We start from the raw sequence: 17,643 nt of genomic DNA, 5'->3' as shown, positions 1-17,643 counted from the left end.
CGTCCTTCGCTAGCGAGCGCGACGCTGGGTGCCGTTCAACGGCTGCTGGAGCTGGTACGTCCCGTTCAGCGGTTGCTGGAGCTGGTACGTCCCATTCAGCGGTTGCTGGAGCTGATAGGTGCCGTTGAGGGGCTGCTGGAGTTCATAGGTCCCGTTGAGGGGTTGCTGGAGCTGGTACGTCCCGTTCAGCGGCTGCTGGAGTTCGTAGGACCCGTCGAGGGGCCGCTGGAAGCCGGTGCCAGGGGCGGAGGGCTGATACCAGTAATTGTCCCAGAAGGTGCCGTCGTCGGTGGTGCTTGTCAGTGATTGCTGGGTCTCCGGGTTCTGCGAGTCATTGCCCCCGGGGGCCGCCAACGCCTCATCCTCCTGCGCCAGGGACGTCGTGGCCGCGCCGGATGCGAACGCCACCAGCAGGGTCGTCAAGGTACTTGCACGCATGGGAGTCCTCCTTGTCCGTCGCGGGGAGAGGAAGGATGGTGCCGCGACACCCTGGAAAGGTGACCGCGCGGGTGGGGGACGGGGACCCCACGAAGGGGCCAGGGGCGCCCGGCCGGTCGTCCCCCCTGGGAGTACATTCGAGACGAAAGGCTTACCGCGTGCGCGTGCTTTTTCCGCGTGGCCAAAGGGGCACTGCGTCAAAACACAAACGTGAAACTTGTGCTTGTCGCCCGTGTGTCTTTGCTCCGAGCATGCCGCCTTCCCGCTGCTTCGCGGGCCCGGGTCCTTCCCCAGGGTCCATGCGGAGCGGCTTCGCGGAGGAAAGACATGCCCCGTTTGCAGTGGACCCGCGCTTCGAGCGCCACCCTTCTGGCCCTGGTGGGGGCCCTTTCCCTGACCGCCTGCTCCGACGACGCGGACGTGCCGGACGCCGGCCCGAGGCCGGACGCGGGCACCCAGACGGACGCGGACGCTGGCACGGACGCCGGCCCGCCGGTGGACACGGGCATCCCCTGGACCGGTGGCGCCGCGGGGGACTTCTCCTGCGAGGGCAAGACGCAGACGACGCTGAATTTCGCGCCGGGCCAGGAGGAGGAGCTCCAGGACAAGGTGAACACGCTGGCCGAGTGCACCACCATCCAGCTGGCCGCGGGCACGTTCACGTTCGACAACGCCATCACCGTCCGCCAGAACGGCATCACGATCGCGGGCGCGGGCAAGGGCGTGAAGGGCGAGGGCACGGGCACGGCGACCAGCACGGTGCTCGTCTTCTCCGCCGCCGCCCCGAACTCCAACGGCCTGGACGTGGTGGGCAAGCGCTTCGAGGTGCGTGACGTCGCGGTGTGGGACGCGAAGAAGGACGCGGTGCGCATCGAGTCCTCCACCGACGTCATCATGCGCCGCGTGCGCACCGAGTGGGCCAAGGTCAACGACGAGAACAACGGCAAGTACGGCCTGTACCCGGTGAAGTCCAAGTACGTCGTCATCGAGGACTGCGAGGCCTACAACGCCGCGGACGCGGGCATCTACGTGGGGCAGACGGAGTACGCCGTCGTGCGCAACAACATCGCGAAGCAGAACGTGGCCGGCATCGAGATCGAGAACACGAAGTACGCCTACGTGACGGGCAACCTCGCCGAGGACAACACCACGGGCCTGGTGGTGTTCGACCTGCCGGGCAACCCCATCAAGGGCACCGACGTCCGCGTGAAGGACAACACGATCATCAACAACAACCGGACCAACTTCGCGTCGGTGGCCGCCAGCAGCAGCACGGTGTCCCAGGTGCCGGCCGGCACGGGCACGTTCATCCTGGCGTCGCGCCGGGTGGAGCTGACGGGGAACACCTGGGAGAACAACAACTCCCTGGACGTGGCGGTGCTGAGCGGTCTGTCCATCGAACCGGACCCCACGCTGTGGGCGGCGGGTGGCGGGAACTTCAACAGCGAGGACATCAGCATCCACGGCAACACGTTCAAGGGTGGCAGCGGAGACCTGGTGGACAACGGCAGCCTGAGCGCGCAGCGCCGTCCGCTGGGCGCGCTCGTGGCGGCGCTCTACGCCTACGGTGAGACGCAGGGCGAGCTGCGGGTGCCGCACCTGCTGTGGGACGGCGTGGATCCGGCCGGCCACGACCGCAGCCAGGTGAACCCCATCAACATCTGCTTCACGAACAACACGCTGCCTGAGGGCACCAAGAACGTCATCGTGGACATGGACCTGGCCGGGGCGAGCGCTGCCGCGACCGGCGGTGACCTGGTCGGGGCGTGGGGCAAGACGCGGCACTACGCCGCGACGGGTACCGCATTCGACTGCGCGGGCTTCTCCCCCGCGCTGACGATTGGCGACTTCATCAAGTAATCGCAGTCAGGGAGCGTGACACCCATGCGGACGTCGTTCGTGAAGCCCCGTCTCTCCGTGGTGCTGCTGGCCCTCGTGCTGGCCGCCTGCGGTTCCTCCGACCCCGAGGCCCCAGGGCCCGACGCGGGCACCTCCGTTCCGGACGCAGGGACGGCGGACGCGGGCGTCCCAGATTCGGGTGTTCCCGATGCGGGGCCGGAGGATGCCGGGGTGCCCGACGCGGGCGCTCCGGACGCGGGGCCTGACGACGCCGGTCCGCTGGTCATTCCCAACGTGCTGTCGGGCTTCGGGCTGTTCACCGGAAGCCCGGCGGACGGGGGGCTGGTGCCGGTGGAGGGCAACGTGCCCTACACGTTGTCCACCCCGCTGTTCTCCGACTACTCGGTCAAGCTGCGCACGCTCTCCATCCCCGCCGGCAAGGTGGCGCACTACGAGCCCAACGAGGCGCTGGACCTGCCGGTGGGGACGCTCATCTCCAAGACGTTCGCCTTCCCGGCGGACCTGCGGAAGCCGGACCAGGACGTGCGCTACATCGAGACGCGCATCCTGGTCCGCCAGCCGTCGGGCTGGGAGGCGTGGCCCTACGTGTGGAACACTCAGACGGAGGCCACGCTGGCCACCGGTGGACGCTCCCGCGACGTGACGTTCATCGACCTGGAGGGCAACACCCGGGCGTTCAAGTACTCGGTGCCCTCCAAGAACCAGTGCCAGCAGTGCCACCACCTCCAGGACGAGGCGGGGGAGCAGGTGATGCACCCCATTGGCGTGAAGGCGCGCTACCTGAACCACACGAACACCTACGGCGGCGCGGAGCGCAACCAGCTGGAGTACCTGGCGTCGCTGGGCAAGCTGGACGGACTGCCAGCGGTGGCGGAGCGGCCGAAGGCGCCGGACGCGTTCAACCCGGCGGCGGCGGACCTGGCCACGCGGGCGCGCACGTACCTGGACATCAACTGCGCGCATTGCCACAACCCGAAGGGGACGGCGGGCATCACCAGCCAGTTGTTCCTCAACATCGACAACACGAACCTGTTCACGCTGGGCGAGTGCAAGCGCCCCGGTTCGGCGGGCAGCGGCGTGGGCGGCGAGTTCGACATCGTCCCGGGCAACCACGCGGAGTCCATCCTCTGGTACCGGATGCACACGGAGGAGTCCGGCAAGATGATGCCGCAGATTGGCCGCGTCGTTCACCACGCGGAGGGCTCCAAGCTCGTCGCGGACTGGATTGATTCGCTGCCGGCGAAGACCTGCAAGTAGCTCAGGTCGTGGGCGCTGGAGGCTCCTCCAGCCCCACGTTGGTGGACGCGCGGTTGTAGACGTCCAGGTCCAGCAGACCCTCCTCGCGCGCCACGAGCACCGGCACCAGCATCTGCCCGGTGACGTTGGTGAGGGTGCGCATCATGTCCAGCACCCGGTCGATGGCGAGCAGGTAGCCCAGGCCCTCCAGCGGCAGCCCCGCGGCGCTCAGCACCACGGTGGTCATCACCACCGCGGTGCCCGGGACGCCCGCGGTGCCGAAGCTGCCCAGCACCGACGCCAGCAGGATGATGAAGAGCTGGGGCGCGGACAGCGACAGGCCGAAGTACTGCGCGATGAAGAGCGACGTCATGGCCGGGTAGATGGCCCCGCAGCCGTCCATCTTGATGGTGGCGCCCAGGGGCACCGCGAACGCCGCGTAGTCGCGGTTGACGCCCAGGTTGTGGGTGACGCTGCGCAGGGCCACCGGCATGGACGCGAAGCTGGAGGAGCTGACGAACGCCACCTGCATGGCGGGCGCGGCGCCCCGGAAGAAGCGCAGCGGGTTGAGCCCGTGCGCGAGCAGCAGGCCTCCGTACACGAAGACGACGTGCAGCGCGCACGCCAGGTACAGCGTGAGCACGAAGGTGCCGAGGGGCAGCAGCCGTTCGAAGCCGTAGGTGCCCACCAGCGCGGCGATGAGGCCGAAGGTGCCCAGCGGCGTCAACTCCAGCACGAAGCGGGTGACCTGAATCATCGCCTCGCTGGCCTGGCCCACCAGCTCGCGCAGGCGCGCGGTGCGCTCGCCCAGCTTCACCAGCGCGAAGCCCACGAGCCCCGCGAAGAAGATGACCTGGAGCATCTTGCCCTCCGCCAGCGCGGCGAAGGGGTTGGTGGGCACCACGTCCAGCAGCACCTGCACCGGGCCGGGCACCTGGCGGGGCTTGAAGTCGGTGGCCGGCTGGAGCTGGCCCACGCCCACGCCCGGCTGGGTGAGGGCGGCGGTGCCCAGGCCCACGCCCACGGCCATGGCGGCGGTGAGGGCGAACCAGAGGAAGGTGCGGCCCCCCAGCTTCGCCATGCTCTTCTGGCCGCGCAGCGCGGACACCGCGTGGATGACGGCGAAGAAGACCAGCGGCGTGGCGATCATCCGGATGAGCTGGACGTAGAGCGTGCCCAGCGGCTGGAGCCACACGCCCGCCCTGTCGCCCAGCGCCCAGCCGGCCAGGGCGCCCAGGACGAAGGCGCCCAGGACGCGCTGCCAGAAGGGGATGCGGAACCAGCGGGCCCAGGGATTCATCGCGCGACACCTCTCACACACGGTGGGACCGCGAGACCCTAACCGGCTCGCGTCCCGTGTGCCGTGCCTGCGTGCTGCCCCCCGGCTCAGGCCGGGACGCGGTCGTGGTCCTTGCGGTCCCAGTGCCGGTGCTTCGCGATGGCCTGGGCGAACGCCGTGGCCAGCGCGGCCCCATTGCCCACGATGCTGCCGGAGACGACACCGGGCGCGGCGGGTGTGATTTCGCAGGCCTTGAGCACGTCGTCGGCGTCCTTGGACGCGCCCACCGTCTTGCAGTGCAGGTAGGCCTCCTGCACGAAGTGGCGCGACTCGCCGTCCTTCTTGAGCGTCGCGACGCTGGCGGCGCCGCCGGGGATGAAGACGGCGTCGTACTCCACGGAGGTGGTGGTCATGGCGCTCTTGTCCACCGCCACGTCCTTGCCGTTGGAGGCCTTCACCGTGCCCAGGCGCTTGGCGATGACCTTGAGCTGGGCGCCCTGGGCCTCCAGCTCCTTGCGCACCGCCATGAGCTCGTCCGCGTCCACGCCGTCCGCGACCAGCGCGGCGACCTTGCGGGTCTTGATGGACGGGGGCGTCATGAGCTTCATGGCCTCCATGCTCAGGGCCTTGGACGCGGGCGGGCCCTTGGGGGTGACGGGCGCGGCCTTGGGGGCGGGCAGGCCCAGCCCTTCCGCCACGGCCGTCACCAGCAGGGCGTCAATCTTCGCGAAGTGCTCCAGCACGCGCTCCTGGATGGCGCGGGTCTCCACCTTGCCCAGCTCGAAGCGGCAGGCGTCGATGAGGTGCTCCTGCTCCGGCGCGGAGAGGCTGCGGAAGAAGAGCGCGGCCTGGCTGTAGTGGTCCTTGAAGGACTCCGGGCGCGCGCGCAGCTTCTGCCCGCTCACCTGCTCCGGCGTGTGCACGAAGCCGCCCTGCTGCTGGGACGCGAGGAAGGGGCAGCCGCCGCCCAGCGAGTTCGGGAAGTAGTTGGCCCGGCCCACGTTGCTCGTGTGCCGGCTGAAGCCGTCCTGCTGGTGGTTGTGCACCGGCGCCAGCGGACGGTTGATGGGAATCTCCGCGAAGTTCGGCCCGCCCAGGCGCGTCAGCTGCGTGTCCAGGTAGGAGAAGAGCCGCGCCTGCATCAGCGGGTCATCCGTGAAGTCGATGCCCGGCACGATGTTCGCGACGCAGAAGGCGACCTGCTCCGTCTCCGCGAAGAAGTTCGTCGGGTTGCGGTCCAGCGTGAGCTTGCCCACGGGAATCACCGGGGCGACCTCCTCCGGGATGATCTTCGTCGCGTCCAGCAGGTCCACGCCCAGCTTCTGCGCGTCCGCTTCCTCCACGATCTGGAAGCCCAGCTCGTATTCGGGGAAGTCCCCCTGTTCGATGGCCTCGAACAGGTCCCGTCGGTGGAAGTCCGGGTCCTTGCCCGCCAGCTTCTGGGCCTCGTCCCAGACGAGCGAGTGCGTGCCCAGGAGCGGCTTCCAGTGGAACTTCACGAACCGCGCGACGTTCTTGTCGTCCACGAGGCGGAAGGTGTGGACGCCGAAGCCCTGCATCATCCGGTAGCTGCGCGGGATGGCGCGGTCGGACATGGTCCACATGATCATGTGCAGGGTTTCCGGGACGAGCGACACGAAGTCCCAGAAGGAGTCGTGGGCCGTCGCCGCCTGGGGCATCTCGTGGTGGGGCTCCGGCTTGGCGGCGTGGACGACGTCCGGGAACTTGATGCCGTCCTGGATGAAGAAGACGGGGATGTTGTTGCCCACGAGGTCGAAGTTGCCTTCCTCCGTGTAGAACTTCACCGCGAAGCCGCGCACGTCGCGCACGGTGTCCGCGGAGCCGCGCGAGCCCGCGACGGTGGAGAAGCGCACGAACACCGGCGTCTTCTTCTTGGGGTCCTGGAGGAACTTCGCCCGGGTGTACTTCGCCTGGGACTCATAGGGCTGGAAGTAGCCGTGCGCCGCCGAGCCGCGCGCGTGGACGACGCGCTCGGGGATCCGCTCGTGGTCGAAGCGGGTCATCTTCTCCCGGAAGTGGAAGTCCTCCAGCAGCGTGGGGCCGCGCGCGCCGACCTTGAGCGAGTCGTCGGTGTGCTCGACGCGGATGCCTTGATCCGTGGTGAGGAAGTTGCCCGTGGGCTCCGAGCGATCCTTCGCGAGCTGCGCGTCCTTGCTCTTCTCGTCGATGTGCACCGCGTCCGGCTGCTTCTGTGAACTCAACGTGCTGCCTCCTTCAAGGGGAGGTGCACCCTGCCCGACGCCGCGAGCGCCGCGCGTTCCCCGCGCTCCGTCTGCGAGGTGCAGGACGAAGCGCGGCGGACTTGTTCGATGGCGTTCGTTCCGGACGTTGGCCAGCGAGCGTCAGGCGGCCTTCGGCAGCCCCCTCAAGCGTCCTTGACCAGGCGCACGAGCATCTTCCCGGTGTTGTCCCCGCGCAGCATGCCGATGAAGGCGTCGGGCGCCTTGTCCAGGCCGTCCACGACGGTGGACACGTCGGACACCTTGCCCTCGCGCAGCCAGCCGCCCATGTCGCGCAGGAAGTCCGCGCGGCGGTTGCCGTGGTCGGAGACGATGAAGCCCTGGAGCTTGAGGCGCTTGCCCACGGCGAGCGCCAGGTTGCGCGGACCGGGCGTGGGGGCGGTGGCGTTGTACTGGGAGACGGCGCCGCACAGGACGATGCGGCCGTGGTTCTTCATCAGGCCCAGCGCGGCCTCCAGGTGTTCGCCGCCCACGTTGTCGAAGAAGACGTCGATGCCGTCCGGGCACGCCTTCGCGAGGGACTCGGCCACCGGGCCGGACTTGTAGTTGATGGCGTCGTCGAACTTCAGCTTCTCGCGCAGGTGCTTCACCTTCGCGTCCGAGCCGACGCTGCCCACCACGCGGCAGCCCTTGATGCGCGCCAGCTCTCCCACGACGCCGCCCACCGCGCCGGCCGCCCCGGACACGAAGACCGTCTCACCGGAGACCGGCTGGCCGATGTCGAGCAGGCCCACGTAGGCCGTCATGCCCGGCATCCCGAGCACGCCCAGGTACGCGGGCAGCGGGCCCACGGACGGATCCACCTTCTGGTAGTGCTTCGCGGGGGCCACGGCGTACTCGCGCCAGCCGCCCGTGCCGCCGACGACGAAGTCGCCCTCCTTCAGGTCGGGGGAGCGCGAGCGGACGACCTGTCCCACGCTGCCGCCGTCCAGCACCTCGCCCAGCTTGAAGGGGGGCACGTAGGACTTCGCGTCGTTCATGCGGCCGCGCATGTACGGGTCCACCGACATGAAGTGGTTGCGCACCAGCACCTGGCCCTCGGTGGGTTCGGGGACGGCGGCCTCCACGAGCTCGAAGTTCTCCTGCGTGGGCTCTCCCTTCGGGCGGGACTTCAGGTGGACTTCACGTCCCTTGAGGGGCTGCGCCATGGGGTGTCTCCTTGGAGATGGGCCGGCGTGCGGTGCCGGGAGGCGGGCTCTTAACCGCGGTGGAGGACACGGGCAGGGAATTGGGAGGGGATGTCGGCTGCCGGAAAGGGATTGCTTCCCGGAAAGACGTGGAGGGTAGGGGCTGCGGCGGACGCCCTGGCACGTCAGACGGGCGTGCTACCCCTGGCGTTCATGGATAGAGTGATGGGCGGCGAAGGCAGGGGAGAGTCCATGGCGAAGAAGCCCGCGACCTATGCGGATCTGGAGGCGCTCCCCGCGCATGTCGTGGGGGAGCTTGTCGCGGGGGAGCTGTATGCAAGCCCACGGCCTGCGCTGCCCCATGCCGCGGCGGCTTCGATGCTGATGGCGGCCCTGGGTGGGCCGTTCAGCCTGGGAGTGGGTGGGCCCGGCGGGTGGCTCATCCTGAGCGAGCCCGAGCTCCATCTGGGAGACGACGTCCTCGTCCCGGACCTCGCGGGCTGGCGACGCGAAAGGGTGCCCAGGGTGCCCGATGCGACGGCCTTCACCCTGGCGCCGGACTGGCTCTGTGAGGTGCTGTCACCGTCGACGCGGGCCCTGGACCGGAAGGTGAAATTGCCGGTCTACGCGCGTGAAGGCGTGCGGCACGTCTGGTTCATCGACCCGAGGTCGCGCACGCTGGAGGTGCTGCGGTTGGAGGCGGGCCGCTACACCCTGCTCGCCACCCACTCCGGGCTCGGCCCCGTCCATGCCGAGCCTTTCGAGGTGCTGGCGTTGGACCTGGGCTTCCTCTGGGACGAACCCCACTGAGCGGGGCGTTCGTCGTGGACAGCAGGCGACCGGGCGCGGATGGATTCAGGTGCGCGGAGGCCCGTGGCGCGCAAGGCTTGGCGCCATGTCGTTGTCTCCGTTCTCACTGCTCATCGCCCTGGGTGCGCTCCTGGGGCACCTGTATCTGTTCTGGCGGCTCGTGTGGAACCTCACCCCGCGCCGCCTGCCCCGGCTCTTCGCCGCTGTGGTGCTGGGCGTGATGACGCTGGTGCTGGTGGCCCGCCGCTACCTGCACCGCACGCTTCCGGAGGCCCCGGGCGACGTCGTGGAGCTGGTGTCCTATTCGTGGATGGGCATCGCGCTGTGTCTCGTGCTGGCGTTGGGCGGGCTCGATGTGGGCCGGGCCCTGCTGGCGCTGGGCCGGCGGCTTCGTCCGGAGGCGGCCCGCGCGTCCGTGCCTCCGCCCACGCCCGACGTGGACGTGGAGCGGCGGCGCTTCCTCTCCCAGGCCACGGCGGGTGGCGCGCTCGTGCTGGGTGGGGGCCTTGCCGGCTACGGGAGCTGGCGCGCGTTCACCGCGCCGGAGGTGACGGAGCTGGTGGTGCGCATCCCCCGGCTGCCCCGCGCGCTGGAGGGGTTGAGCATCGTGCAGCTCACCGACCTGCACGTCGGGCCCTTCATCCAGCGCCGCTTCATGGATGAGCTGGTGCGGCGGGCCAACGCGCTGAAGCCGGACCTGGTGGCCATCACCGGGGACCTGGTGGACGGCAGCGTGCCCCGGCTGGGCGGCCACGTCGCGGCGCTCGGCAACCTCCAGGCCCGCTATGGGCGCTTCTTCGTCACCGGCAACCATGACTATTCCTCCGGTGCCGACGCGTGGGTGGCGTACCTGCGCTCGCTGGACATCACGTCGCTGCGCAACCAGCGCGTGAGCATCGGGGACGCGGGCGGCACGTTCGACCTGGTGGGCGTGGACGACTGGCACGGCGGACGGCGCCTGCGCCAGAAGGGCTATGACCTGGACATGGCGCTCGCCGGGAGGGATCCGGAGCGCGCCGCGGTGCTGCTCGCGCACCAGCCCGCCAACTTCAAGGTCGCCGCGAAGCAGGGCGTGGACCTCCAGATTTCAGGCCACACCCACGGCGGCCAGCTGTTCCCCATGACGGCCCTCATCGGGTTGAGCTGGGAGCACTCCGCCGGCCACTACCAGCACGACGATTCCCACATCTACGTCAGCCGGGGCTGCGGCTTCTGGGGGCCACCGATGCGGCTGGGCAGCCCCCCGGAGCTGGTCAAGCTGGTGCTGACTTCGTGAGGAACGCGTCCAGCGCCGCGTTGACCGCGTCCGGATGGTCCAGTTGGATCCAATGTCCGGCGCCCTCCACCACCTGGTGCGGGATGCCCTCGGCCAGCCGGTGGAGGCTTCGCGGCGTGTCGTTGTCCGGCGCGACGAGCGAGAACTTCGGGCCCGGATAGCGCCCGAGCGCGGCCGTCAGGTCGAAGTCCGCCCAGGCGCGCCGGGTCGCCACCACCGCGGGCAGCGGGGTGGCCTCCAGGTCCGCGAGGAGCTGCTCGCGCACGTCCGCCCGGGGGCCGGCCGACTCCGCCCAGTCCTGCCGCAGGGCCTGCGCCACGTCCGGCGCGTCGCACGAGGCGAGGAAGGCCTCGCGCTGGGGGTCGGGGATCCTCCGGGCGTCCGTCATCGGATCCACCAGGAACAGGCCCGCCACCTGGCGGGGATTCTCCCCCGCGTACGCCAGGGCCACCCCGGCGCTGATGCTGTGTCCCACGAGCACGAAGCGGCGCAGGCCCAGCGCGCGCACGACGCCGGAGATGTCTCCCGCCAGCGACTCCAGCGTGTAGTCCTCCGGCTCCGGGAACGTGGAGCCGCCGTGTCCGCGCAGCTCCAGCGCGATGCCCCGCCGGCCCGCGGCGGCCAGGTGCTCCAACTGCGCCTGCCAGTGGGAGGCGTTGCCCGCGAGCCCGTGCACGAAGAGGACGGGCAGCGTCTTCCCGCCGCCGCCGGTGTCCACCAGCCGCAGGTCCCCCGTGGGCCCTGCGACGCGGAAGTCGTCGAAGCGGACGCGGTGGCCCACGAAGGCCTGGCCCTCCGCGAAGGGGACCTCGTAGTGGGTGACGTGCTCGTCGCGGTCGATGAGGTAGCGGTCATCCTCCGGAAAGAAGATGGCGCGCTCGGGCGTGTCGCCCGCGAAGCGCTTCACCGCGTCCATGGACTCCCAGAGGGTGACGAGCAGGAACTCCGCGCGGCCGTCCTCCACCTTGCGCAGGCAGTACGCGGCCAGGTTGCCCGGCGTGCGCCGGTAGTGCGTGAGGCCCGTCTGATGGAGATAGGTGAGGTAGGCGTCGGCGTCTTCCGCCTTCGTCACCCCGCGCCAGGTGCGTGCGAGCATGGTGGGCCCTCGTCCTCCGAAAATGGAGCGCGACGTGTAGCGCGGTGCGGGGGCCCGCGCCCACTCCGGAAGGGCGTGGGGGCGGGCAGACGACACCTGGCGCTAACGCGGCGCGGGCGTCGCGGTGCTGGCATCGAGCGCGGGCGGTGAGGCGCTCAGCGCCCCCACGGAGTAGCTGCCGTCGTAGCGGTCCGGGGCGTCAGCGCTCTTCTGGAGGGAGATGCCAGGGGGCTGCGCCGTGCCCCGGCTGCGCAGGGACTGCTGGCCGCAGGTGTCCGCCGTCATGCCCCGGCAGATCCAAGCGGAGCCTCCCTCCGGGGCGATGTCGAGCGCCACCAGCCCGGGCTCCGCCTGGAGCAGCCGGTGCGTCATGAACTCCAGCGACGGGTTCCAGGGCGCGCCCACGTCGCGGCGCGCGTGCAGGTTGCCCACCAGCACGATGAAGGTGTCCGCGCGCGCCTCGCTGCGCGCCGCGCGGAGCTGGTCGGCCATGGTGGTGTCCCGCTCCTTGCCGCCCGGGTCGAACGCCAGCACCTGGAGCGGCAGCCCCGCGTGTCGCAAGTCCCGCACGCGCACCAGCAGCTGCTTCATGGCCTCGCTGCTGCGGCCGTCCTGCACCTCGCGGCGCCAGAAGGCGCTGTCGGTCAGCTCGCGGGCGTCGCCGTCCTGCTTCGCGAGCCAGGCGTCCAGGCGCGGCTGCTCCTCCACGGGCAGCTCCAGGGCCAGGCGCACCGGCTGTCCCGTGGCCGCCGCATGACACGCCAGCCGCGTGGCGAAGGCGGGGGCCTCCTGCGTGCCGTGGATCTCCCCCAGCACGACGAAGGCCGAGGGCTTGAGCACCGCCTCCATGCCGGGGATGGTGGGACCACAGTCCACGCGCGGCTTCGTCGTCGGTGCTTCGGACGTCGCCGGTGCCTCGGGCGTCGTCGGTGCCTCGGGCGTCGTCCTGCAACCACCGAGCACGACGGTGGCCGCGAGCAGGTACCGCAGGGGAAGTCGCATGGGGCGGGCCTCGTTGGGGATGCGTGGGGAGGCCCCAGTCTCCCCTCATGCCCTGGGATGCGCGAATTCCCAGGACAGGACGGCCCGCATCACTCCGGGAAGTGTCAGCTCGGGGAGACGGCGGTCGCGGCGCGCGCATCACGCTGGGACGCGGCGAGGGCGGAGCGCTGCAACCACCCGGCGAGCCCCAGCATCGCGAGCCCCGAGGTGCGCAGCGTGCGCAGCAGCTCCACCGTTTCGGCCGGGTTGCCGGGCAGCACCATCCCCAGCCATTCGCGCGCGTCGTAGAAGAGCCACACCGCGCCGGACGCGCCCATGGCCCACCACACCCAGGCCAGCCGTCCTCCGCGCAGCATGTACGCGACGCGCAGGATGGGCGCGACGAGCAGGATGGTCGTCATGTCCGCCAGCGTGGACGCGAGCGCGATGATGGCCGTGCACGTGGACGCGAAGTCCTTGCCCAGGTGGCCCATCGCGGTGACGAGCGCCGGCCCGCCCACGACGAGCGCGGACACCGCCGCCACGGCCCACAGGAGGGTCGCGCGGGAGCCGGACGGGGGTTGCAGGCCCGACTGCTGGTAGGTGCGCGCCAGCATCACCAGCGCGAACGTGGTGCTCACGTTGGCCAGCACCACGACGACCATGCGCACGGGCAGCAGCGGCGAGTCCACGAACGGCACGTCCGGCACCGCGTGCATCCAGTAGCTGCGCAGCGCCGTGCTGATCAACGACAGCCCCGCGCCCACCGTCAGCAGGCCCCACACGCGGCGCAGGTAGTCGCCGGGCGCGAACGACAGCGCCGCCGCCAGCGTGCCCAGCACCGCGAGCAGGCCCACGGTCCAGCCGGCCGCGTCGCCCACGAGCGACAGGCGGTGCGGATCCTGGAGCGACGTGGCCACCGCGGTGAGGTGGACCAGCTGCAGCACCGCGACGGCGCCCAGCCAGGGGGCCACCGACCCGGACGGACGGCCCGGGGAGGAAGAGGGGCTCATCGCAGCTTCTCCATGGCCGTGGCGAACTCCGTGAGGATGACCTTCGTGTGCAGGGCTCCGATGAAGGTGTTCAGCATGGGCTTGAGGCCCTCCAGCAGCAGCGGCAGCTCCTGCAGGCCCACCTGTTCGGGGGGACGCTTCAGGGCCCGCAGCGAGGCGGTCTGGATGGCCATCTTCGCGGTGAACCCGCCCAGCAGGGGCTCCAGGTGGCGCATCAGCACGTCTTGCCAACCTGAAGCGGTGGGGGGGACGGACGAGGGGGTCTGCAACGTCACCTCCGGGGGGAGACCCACAGCGTAGGGACTGTTGCAGACCGGCGCGAGGGGCCGGCGGTGCTCAAGCCCGCACAAAATGCTCGGGCTGGGCTGTATTCCCCGCGACCTCTGGAAAACGGTGCGACTAACGGCGGCGCGGCTTCTTCTCTTCGGCCGGCTTGGCGACGGCCTTGGGCTCGTGGGGGCCCTTGAGGATGTCCTCGAAGCGGGACTTCAGCTTGCGCCGCTTGAAGAAGAGGGCGGTGCGGCCGAGCAGCTGCGCGAGATCCGAGCCGGTGTCCGCGGCGATGCGGTCAGCGACTTCGTGACGCCCTTCCGGGCCTTCGTTGATCTTCACCTTGATGAGCTCGTGGTCGTTCAGCGCCTGCTCGACGGCGGCGATGACGCCCTCGGTGACGCCGGACTGGCCGACGAGGACCACCGGCTCCAGGTGGTGGCCGAGGGCCCGCAGGTGGCGGCGTTCTTTCCCGGTGAGGGGCATGGGGTGTCTCCTTGAGAAGGGCGCGGGGTCCGGGGCCTGGAAGGGACCCGGACCGGCGAAAAGGGGCGCACCCTACTTCTTTTGGGCCGCCATGCGGACTTCCCGCATCGCGTCGATGTGGTCGGGTTGCAGCTCGACCGTGCGTTTGAAGTGCTTGAGGGCCCCGCCGGCGTCGCCGCACAGCTTGGCGATGACGCCCAGGAAGTAGTGGGCGGGGGCCATGCGCTCGTTCTTCTTGATGGCAGCCTGGATTTCCCGGAACGCCTCCGGCTGGGCGGCCTTCTTGTCCGGGGAGGCGAGGAAGCGGGCGTAGCCTCGCCACGCGAAGAACTCCGGCTCCTCCGCGTTGAGGGCGATGGCGTCGTTGAGCATCTTCACCGCTTCGGGGTACTTGCGGGCCTTCACCAGGATGCAGGACTTCTGGAAGAGCTCCTCGGCCTGGAGGATGGCCTGGATGTCCACGCCGTCGCCGCCGCCGCTCTTGAGCTCCTCCAGGTAGGTCGCGCGGCTCTTGTCGTCCGTGAGCGTCCGGTAGGCGTCGCCGATGTACGCGAACACCTCCGCCTTGAGCTTCTCCAGCTCCGGCGGCGCGCCCTGGGGCAGGGTGTCCGGGTGGTAGAGCTTGGCCATGCGGAAGTAGGCCACCTTCACCGCGCCGCCGTCGGTCTGTTCGGTGAGGCCGAGCCGCTGGAAGTGGTTCTGCCCCTTCAGGGTCACGGCGAGCGCGCGCAGCGCGGGCAGCTCCTCGGCGCCGGGCGTGTTGGCCGACGCGGCCGGGGCCGCCTGGGCCGGAGCGCCGACGACGGGCGGAGCGGGGCGGGCACCCGGGCCCGCGACGGGCGGCCGTGCCGCGCCCGGGCCCGCCGTGGGGGCGGCTCCGGTGGGAGCCCCTGGAGGACGGGGGGCGGCGCCGGGACCCGCCATGGGGGCGGCGCCGGCGGGAGCCCCCGGGGCACGGGGGGCGGCTCCGGGGCCCGCCATGGGGGCGGCGCCGGTGGGAGCACCTGGAGCGCGGGGCGCGGCACCGGGGCCCGCGACAGGCGCACCCGGGCCAGCGACGGGAACCCCGGGGCCCGCGACAGGCGCAACCGGGCCGGCGACGGGAACCCCGGGGCCCGCGACAGGCGCAACCGGGCGCGCGGGCTGCGCGGCGGCAGGCGGTCCACCGGGCACCGCACCCGGCGGCGGCGCGGCACCGGCGGGCCTCGCGGCGGCGGGCGCTCCACCCGGGGCAGCACCCTGCGGCGGAACGGGGCCGGCGGGCCTCGCGGCGGCGGGCGTGGGGCCGGTGGCGGCCGGTGGCGGGGGGGCCGTCTGCGTGCGCGTGACCGCCGCGAACGACACCCCGTTCAGCTCCTTGAGCAGGAAGGCGATGCGCAGCAGGTGCTCCGCGTCCTGCGGGACGTCCTGGAGGAGCTGCCCCAGCGAACGCACCCCGTCGATGAACGCGAGCGCGCGCACCTCATGCGGCGTCAGGCGCAGCTCGCTGGCCGCCACCCGTCCCCCGGACTTCATGATGGGCATCGGGAGGACGTGCGCGAGCCGGCGCTTGAGGTCCGCCGTCGGGATGCGGCGCACCTGGTCGCTGAGCACGGCCCAGCGGTTGCCCAGCGGCATCGCCTTCTGCGAGGGCAGGTCGCGCGCCTCGAACGTGAACGTGCCGGACTCCGCGCGCAGCGCCTTGCCCAGCAACCCCAGGCCCCGCTGCGCCAGCTGGGTGAAGGCCGTGGCCGGCTGGAGGATGCCCAGCCCGAAGAGCGCGGAGAGCAGCTCCCCGCCAAAGCGCTCGCGAGAGCCCTCCGCCTGCTGGAGCTGGTCGGCCGTCAGCAGCCGCGCGGCCAGCAGCGACACGCCCAGCCCGTCCTCCGCGTGCGACGAGTCCACGAACTCCGGGTTGCCCTTGCGGAAGTGGATCCACAGCGTGCGGTCCACGAGTCCCAGCGTCAGCAGGCCCGTGTGTTCCCCCGCCGCGATGCGGCCGTAGAGCTGCACCGGCGAGCACTGCTGGAGCTGGCCCTGGGGCGGCACCGTGTTGGAGCCGTCATCCTGGGGGGGCGCGGGCTGCGGAGGCGCGGCGGGACGGGCCGCCGCGGAGGGCACTCCGGCCGGCGCTCCCGGACGGGGCGGCGCGCCGGGGCCGGCGGCGTGCGTGGCGATGGGTCGCCCCGCCGCGTCGACGCCCGCGCGAACCGACGGCGCCGGGCCTCGCATCGCGCCGGGACCGGCCGTGGGGGGCGGTCCCGCTCGCGGCGCGTTCATGGCCCCCGGGCCCGCCATGGGGGCGGCCACCGGACCCGCCACGGGCGACTGCGCGACCGGGCCGGGCGGAGGCGGCGGGGCGATGGGCGCGGACTGCACCAGCGACGCGGGCGCGCCGTCTCCCCACAGCTCCCGGGGGAAGACGTCCCGCACCTCCGGAAACCGCCAGGGGAAGGCGAACTGCAGGCCGTCGTTGGAGACCTGGATCCTGCCCTGGATGGCGCCACTGTCGATGAGCAGCTCGATGGTGGGCGCGGTCAGCGGCCCCCACGTGGTGCCTCGATCGTTGCGGACCCAGTACTGCCGGACCTCACCCTCCGCCATGTGCCGTCCTGCTCCCATTCCCGACGCTGCCGGGATGGCGCAATTTTACCGCCGCCGCCACGAAGGTCCAAGCGCGCGCCCATCTGGCGCGAGCCGGCGGGTGTCGAATCAAGGCGTGGCGCCATCCATGGCGGCCAGTCCCACGCTCGCCAGACACGCCGCGTCGGCCTGCTGCTCGGCGGGCGGGTCGAAGCAGTGCACCTCGCTGTCGAACACCTTGCACATGCCCGCCGGGGTGCCCGAGCACGCCACCTTGCCGTAGGCCGCGGTGCAGTTGAAGCCGCACACCGGGCCCGTCTCGCCCTGCTTGCACTGGGGCGTCGGCAGGTCCCGGCCCCACGCGCACATCGCCGCAGGCGTCGGGTCGAAGCAGGTGAGGCCGCCGTTCTGGGCCTTGCACACGCCCACGGGCGTCTTCGCGCAGCGCACGCCTTCGCCGGCGTTCACGCAGTTGAAGCCGCACGCCATCTGCACGCCGTTGCTGATGCACTGCGCGCGCGGCACCTGCTTGCCGTACACCGCGAACACCGCGGCGGGCGGGTCGAAGCACGTCACGTTGCCGCTCTGGCTCTTGCACACGCCAGCGGGCGTCCGGGCGCACTTCACCTTGCCGAAGTCGGTGACGCACCCGTAGCCGCAGCCCACCACCCCGTCGATGGTCTTGCACTCCGGCTCCGGCAGCGCGTCGCCGTAGGCCTTCACCACGTAGGCGGGCGGGTCGAAGCAGGACGCCTGCCCGTCGATGACCGTACAGCGGCCCTGGAGCGTCTTCGCGCACCGCACCCGCTGTCCATCCGACTTGCACGCATAGCCACAGGACACATGGCCGTCGACAGCGCGGCACGCGGCGGTGGACGCGTCAGGCGGGGAGGGCGGCGCGGCCAGCGTCAGCGCCAGCACGGTCATCAGGGTCACGAGCATGGTCGC

15 protein-coding genes are annotated in these 17,643 nt (G+C 71.2%); 4 read left to right on the top strand and 11 right to left on the bottom strand.

Going from position 1 to position 17,643, the window contains the following annotated elements; all coding sequences use genetic code 11:
- Positions 1-9 precede the first annotated feature (9 nt).
- Entirely contained in the window at positions 10-438 is a 429-nt protein-coding gene (locus OV207_RS32850; protein ID WP_267559023.1) for a hypothetical protein, read from the bottom strand.
- 327 nt (positions 439-765) lie between these two features.
- On the opposite strand from OV207_RS32850, the gene OV207_RS32845 reads away from it, so the two are divergent.
- The gene (locus OV207_RS32845) at positions 766-2,298 is read left to right on the top strand and encodes a parallel beta-helix domain-containing protein (protein WP_267559022.1); all 1,533 of its coding nucleotides are present in this window, start codon (positions 766-768) and stop codon (positions 2,296-2,298) included.
- 24 nt (positions 2,299-2,322) lie between these two features.
- Positions 2,323-3,555: an SO2930 family diheme c-type cytochrome gene (locus OV207_RS32840; protein ID WP_267559021.1), complete on the top strand. Its 1,233-nt coding sequence runs from the start codon at positions 2,323-2,325 to the stop codon at positions 3,553-3,555.
- A 1-nt stretch (position 3,556) separates the two neighbouring features.
- On the opposite strand, the gene OV207_RS32835 is transcribed toward OV207_RS32840, so the two are convergent.
- The 3 genes from OV207_RS32835 to OV207_RS32825 form a co-directional block, all read right to left on the bottom strand.
- On the bottom strand, positions 3,557-4,834 hold the full coding sequence (locus tag OV207_RS32835) for a dicarboxylate/amino acid:cation symporter (RefSeq protein WP_267559019.1): 1,278 nt from the start codon (positions 4,832-4,834) through the stop codon (positions 3,557-3,559).
- 86 nt (positions 4,835-4,920) lie between these two features.
- Positions 4,921-7,035, bottom strand: a complete 2,115-nt coding sequence (locus tag OV207_RS32830; protein WP_267559017.1) for a catalase — start codon at positions 7,033-7,035, stop codon at positions 4,921-4,923.
- Positions 7,036-7,199: 164 nt separating this feature from the next.
- Positions 7,200-8,222, bottom strand: a complete 1,023-nt coding sequence (locus OV207_RS32825; RefSeq protein ID WP_267559014.1) for an NADP-dependent oxidoreductase — start codon at positions 8,220-8,222, stop codon at positions 7,200-7,202.
- Positions 8,223-8,453: 231 nt separating this feature from the next.
- Between OV207_RS32825 and OV207_RS32820 the strand changes: the two genes are divergently transcribed.
- Both OV207_RS32820 and OV207_RS32815 read left to right on the top strand, forming a co-directional pair.
- Positions 8,454-9,011 carry a Uma2 family endonuclease gene (locus tag OV207_RS32820; protein WP_267559012.1) on the top strand — a complete coding sequence of 186 codons (558 nt, stop codon included), beginning with the start codon at positions 8,454-8,456 and terminating at the stop codon, positions 9,009-9,011.
- A gap of 85 nt (positions 9,012-9,096) precedes the next feature.
- Positions 9,097-10,287 (top strand): metallophosphoesterase, encoded by a 1,191-nt coding sequence (locus OV207_RS32815; protein WP_267559010.1) that lies wholly within the window; start codon positions 9,097-9,099, stop codon positions 10,285-10,287.
- Here the strand turns inward: OV207_RS32815 and OV207_RS32810 are convergent.
- From OV207_RS32810 to OV207_RS32780, 7 genes are all read right to left on the bottom strand, one after another.
- Complete coding sequence (locus tag OV207_RS32810; RefSeq protein WP_193346838.1) at positions 10,265-11,383, bottom strand: alpha/beta fold hydrolase; 1,119 nt, start codon at positions 11,381-11,383, stop codon at positions 10,265-10,267. The two genes, OV207_RS32815 and OV207_RS32810, sit on opposite strands and share 23 nt — an antisense overlap.
- Before the next feature lie 102 nt (positions 11,384-11,485).
- Entirely contained in the window at positions 11,486-12,385 is a 900-nt protein-coding gene (locus OV207_RS32805) for a hypothetical protein (RefSeq protein WP_267559009.1), read from the bottom strand.
- Positions 12,386-12,489: 104 nt separating this feature from the next.
- Complete coding sequence (locus tag OV207_RS32800) at positions 12,490-13,377, bottom strand: hypothetical protein (RefSeq protein ID WP_267559008.1); 888 nt, start codon at positions 13,375-13,377, stop codon at positions 12,490-12,492.
- A complete protein-coding gene (locus OV207_RS32795; RefSeq protein ID WP_267559380.1) occupies positions 13,374-13,592 on the bottom strand; it encodes a hypothetical protein in 219 nt (72 codons plus the stop codon). The genes OV207_RS32800 and OV207_RS32795 overlap by 4 nt, the downstream gene beginning before the upstream one ends.
- 184 nt (positions 13,593-13,776) lie before the next feature.
- Positions 13,777-14,133: a ribosome assembly RNA-binding protein YhbY gene (yhbY, locus tag OV207_RS32790; protein WP_193346841.1), complete on the bottom strand. Its 357-nt coding sequence runs from the start codon at positions 14,131-14,133 to the stop codon at positions 13,777-13,779.
- A 72-nt stretch (positions 14,134-14,205) separates the two neighbouring features.
- On the bottom strand, positions 14,206-16,716 hold the full coding sequence (locus OV207_RS32785; RefSeq protein WP_267559006.1) for a DnaJ domain-containing protein: 2,511 nt from the start codon (positions 16,714-16,716) through the stop codon (positions 14,206-14,208).
- A gap of 108 nt (positions 16,717-16,824) precedes the next feature.
- A complete protein-coding gene (locus OV207_RS32780; RefSeq protein ID WP_193346843.1) occupies positions 16,825-17,637 on the bottom strand; it encodes a hypothetical protein in 813 nt (270 codons plus the stop codon).
- Positions 17,638-17,643: the final 6 nt, after the last annotated feature.

Source organism: Corallococcus sp. BB11-1, from assembly GCF_026626625.1.
In the GTDB taxonomy this organism is placed as follows: Bacteria; Myxococcota; Myxococcia; order Myxococcales; family Myxococcaceae; genus Corallococcus; species Corallococcus soli.
The sequence above is the reverse complement of the archived record's forward strand: the minus strand, read 5'-3'. Positions and strand labels throughout refer to the sequence as shown.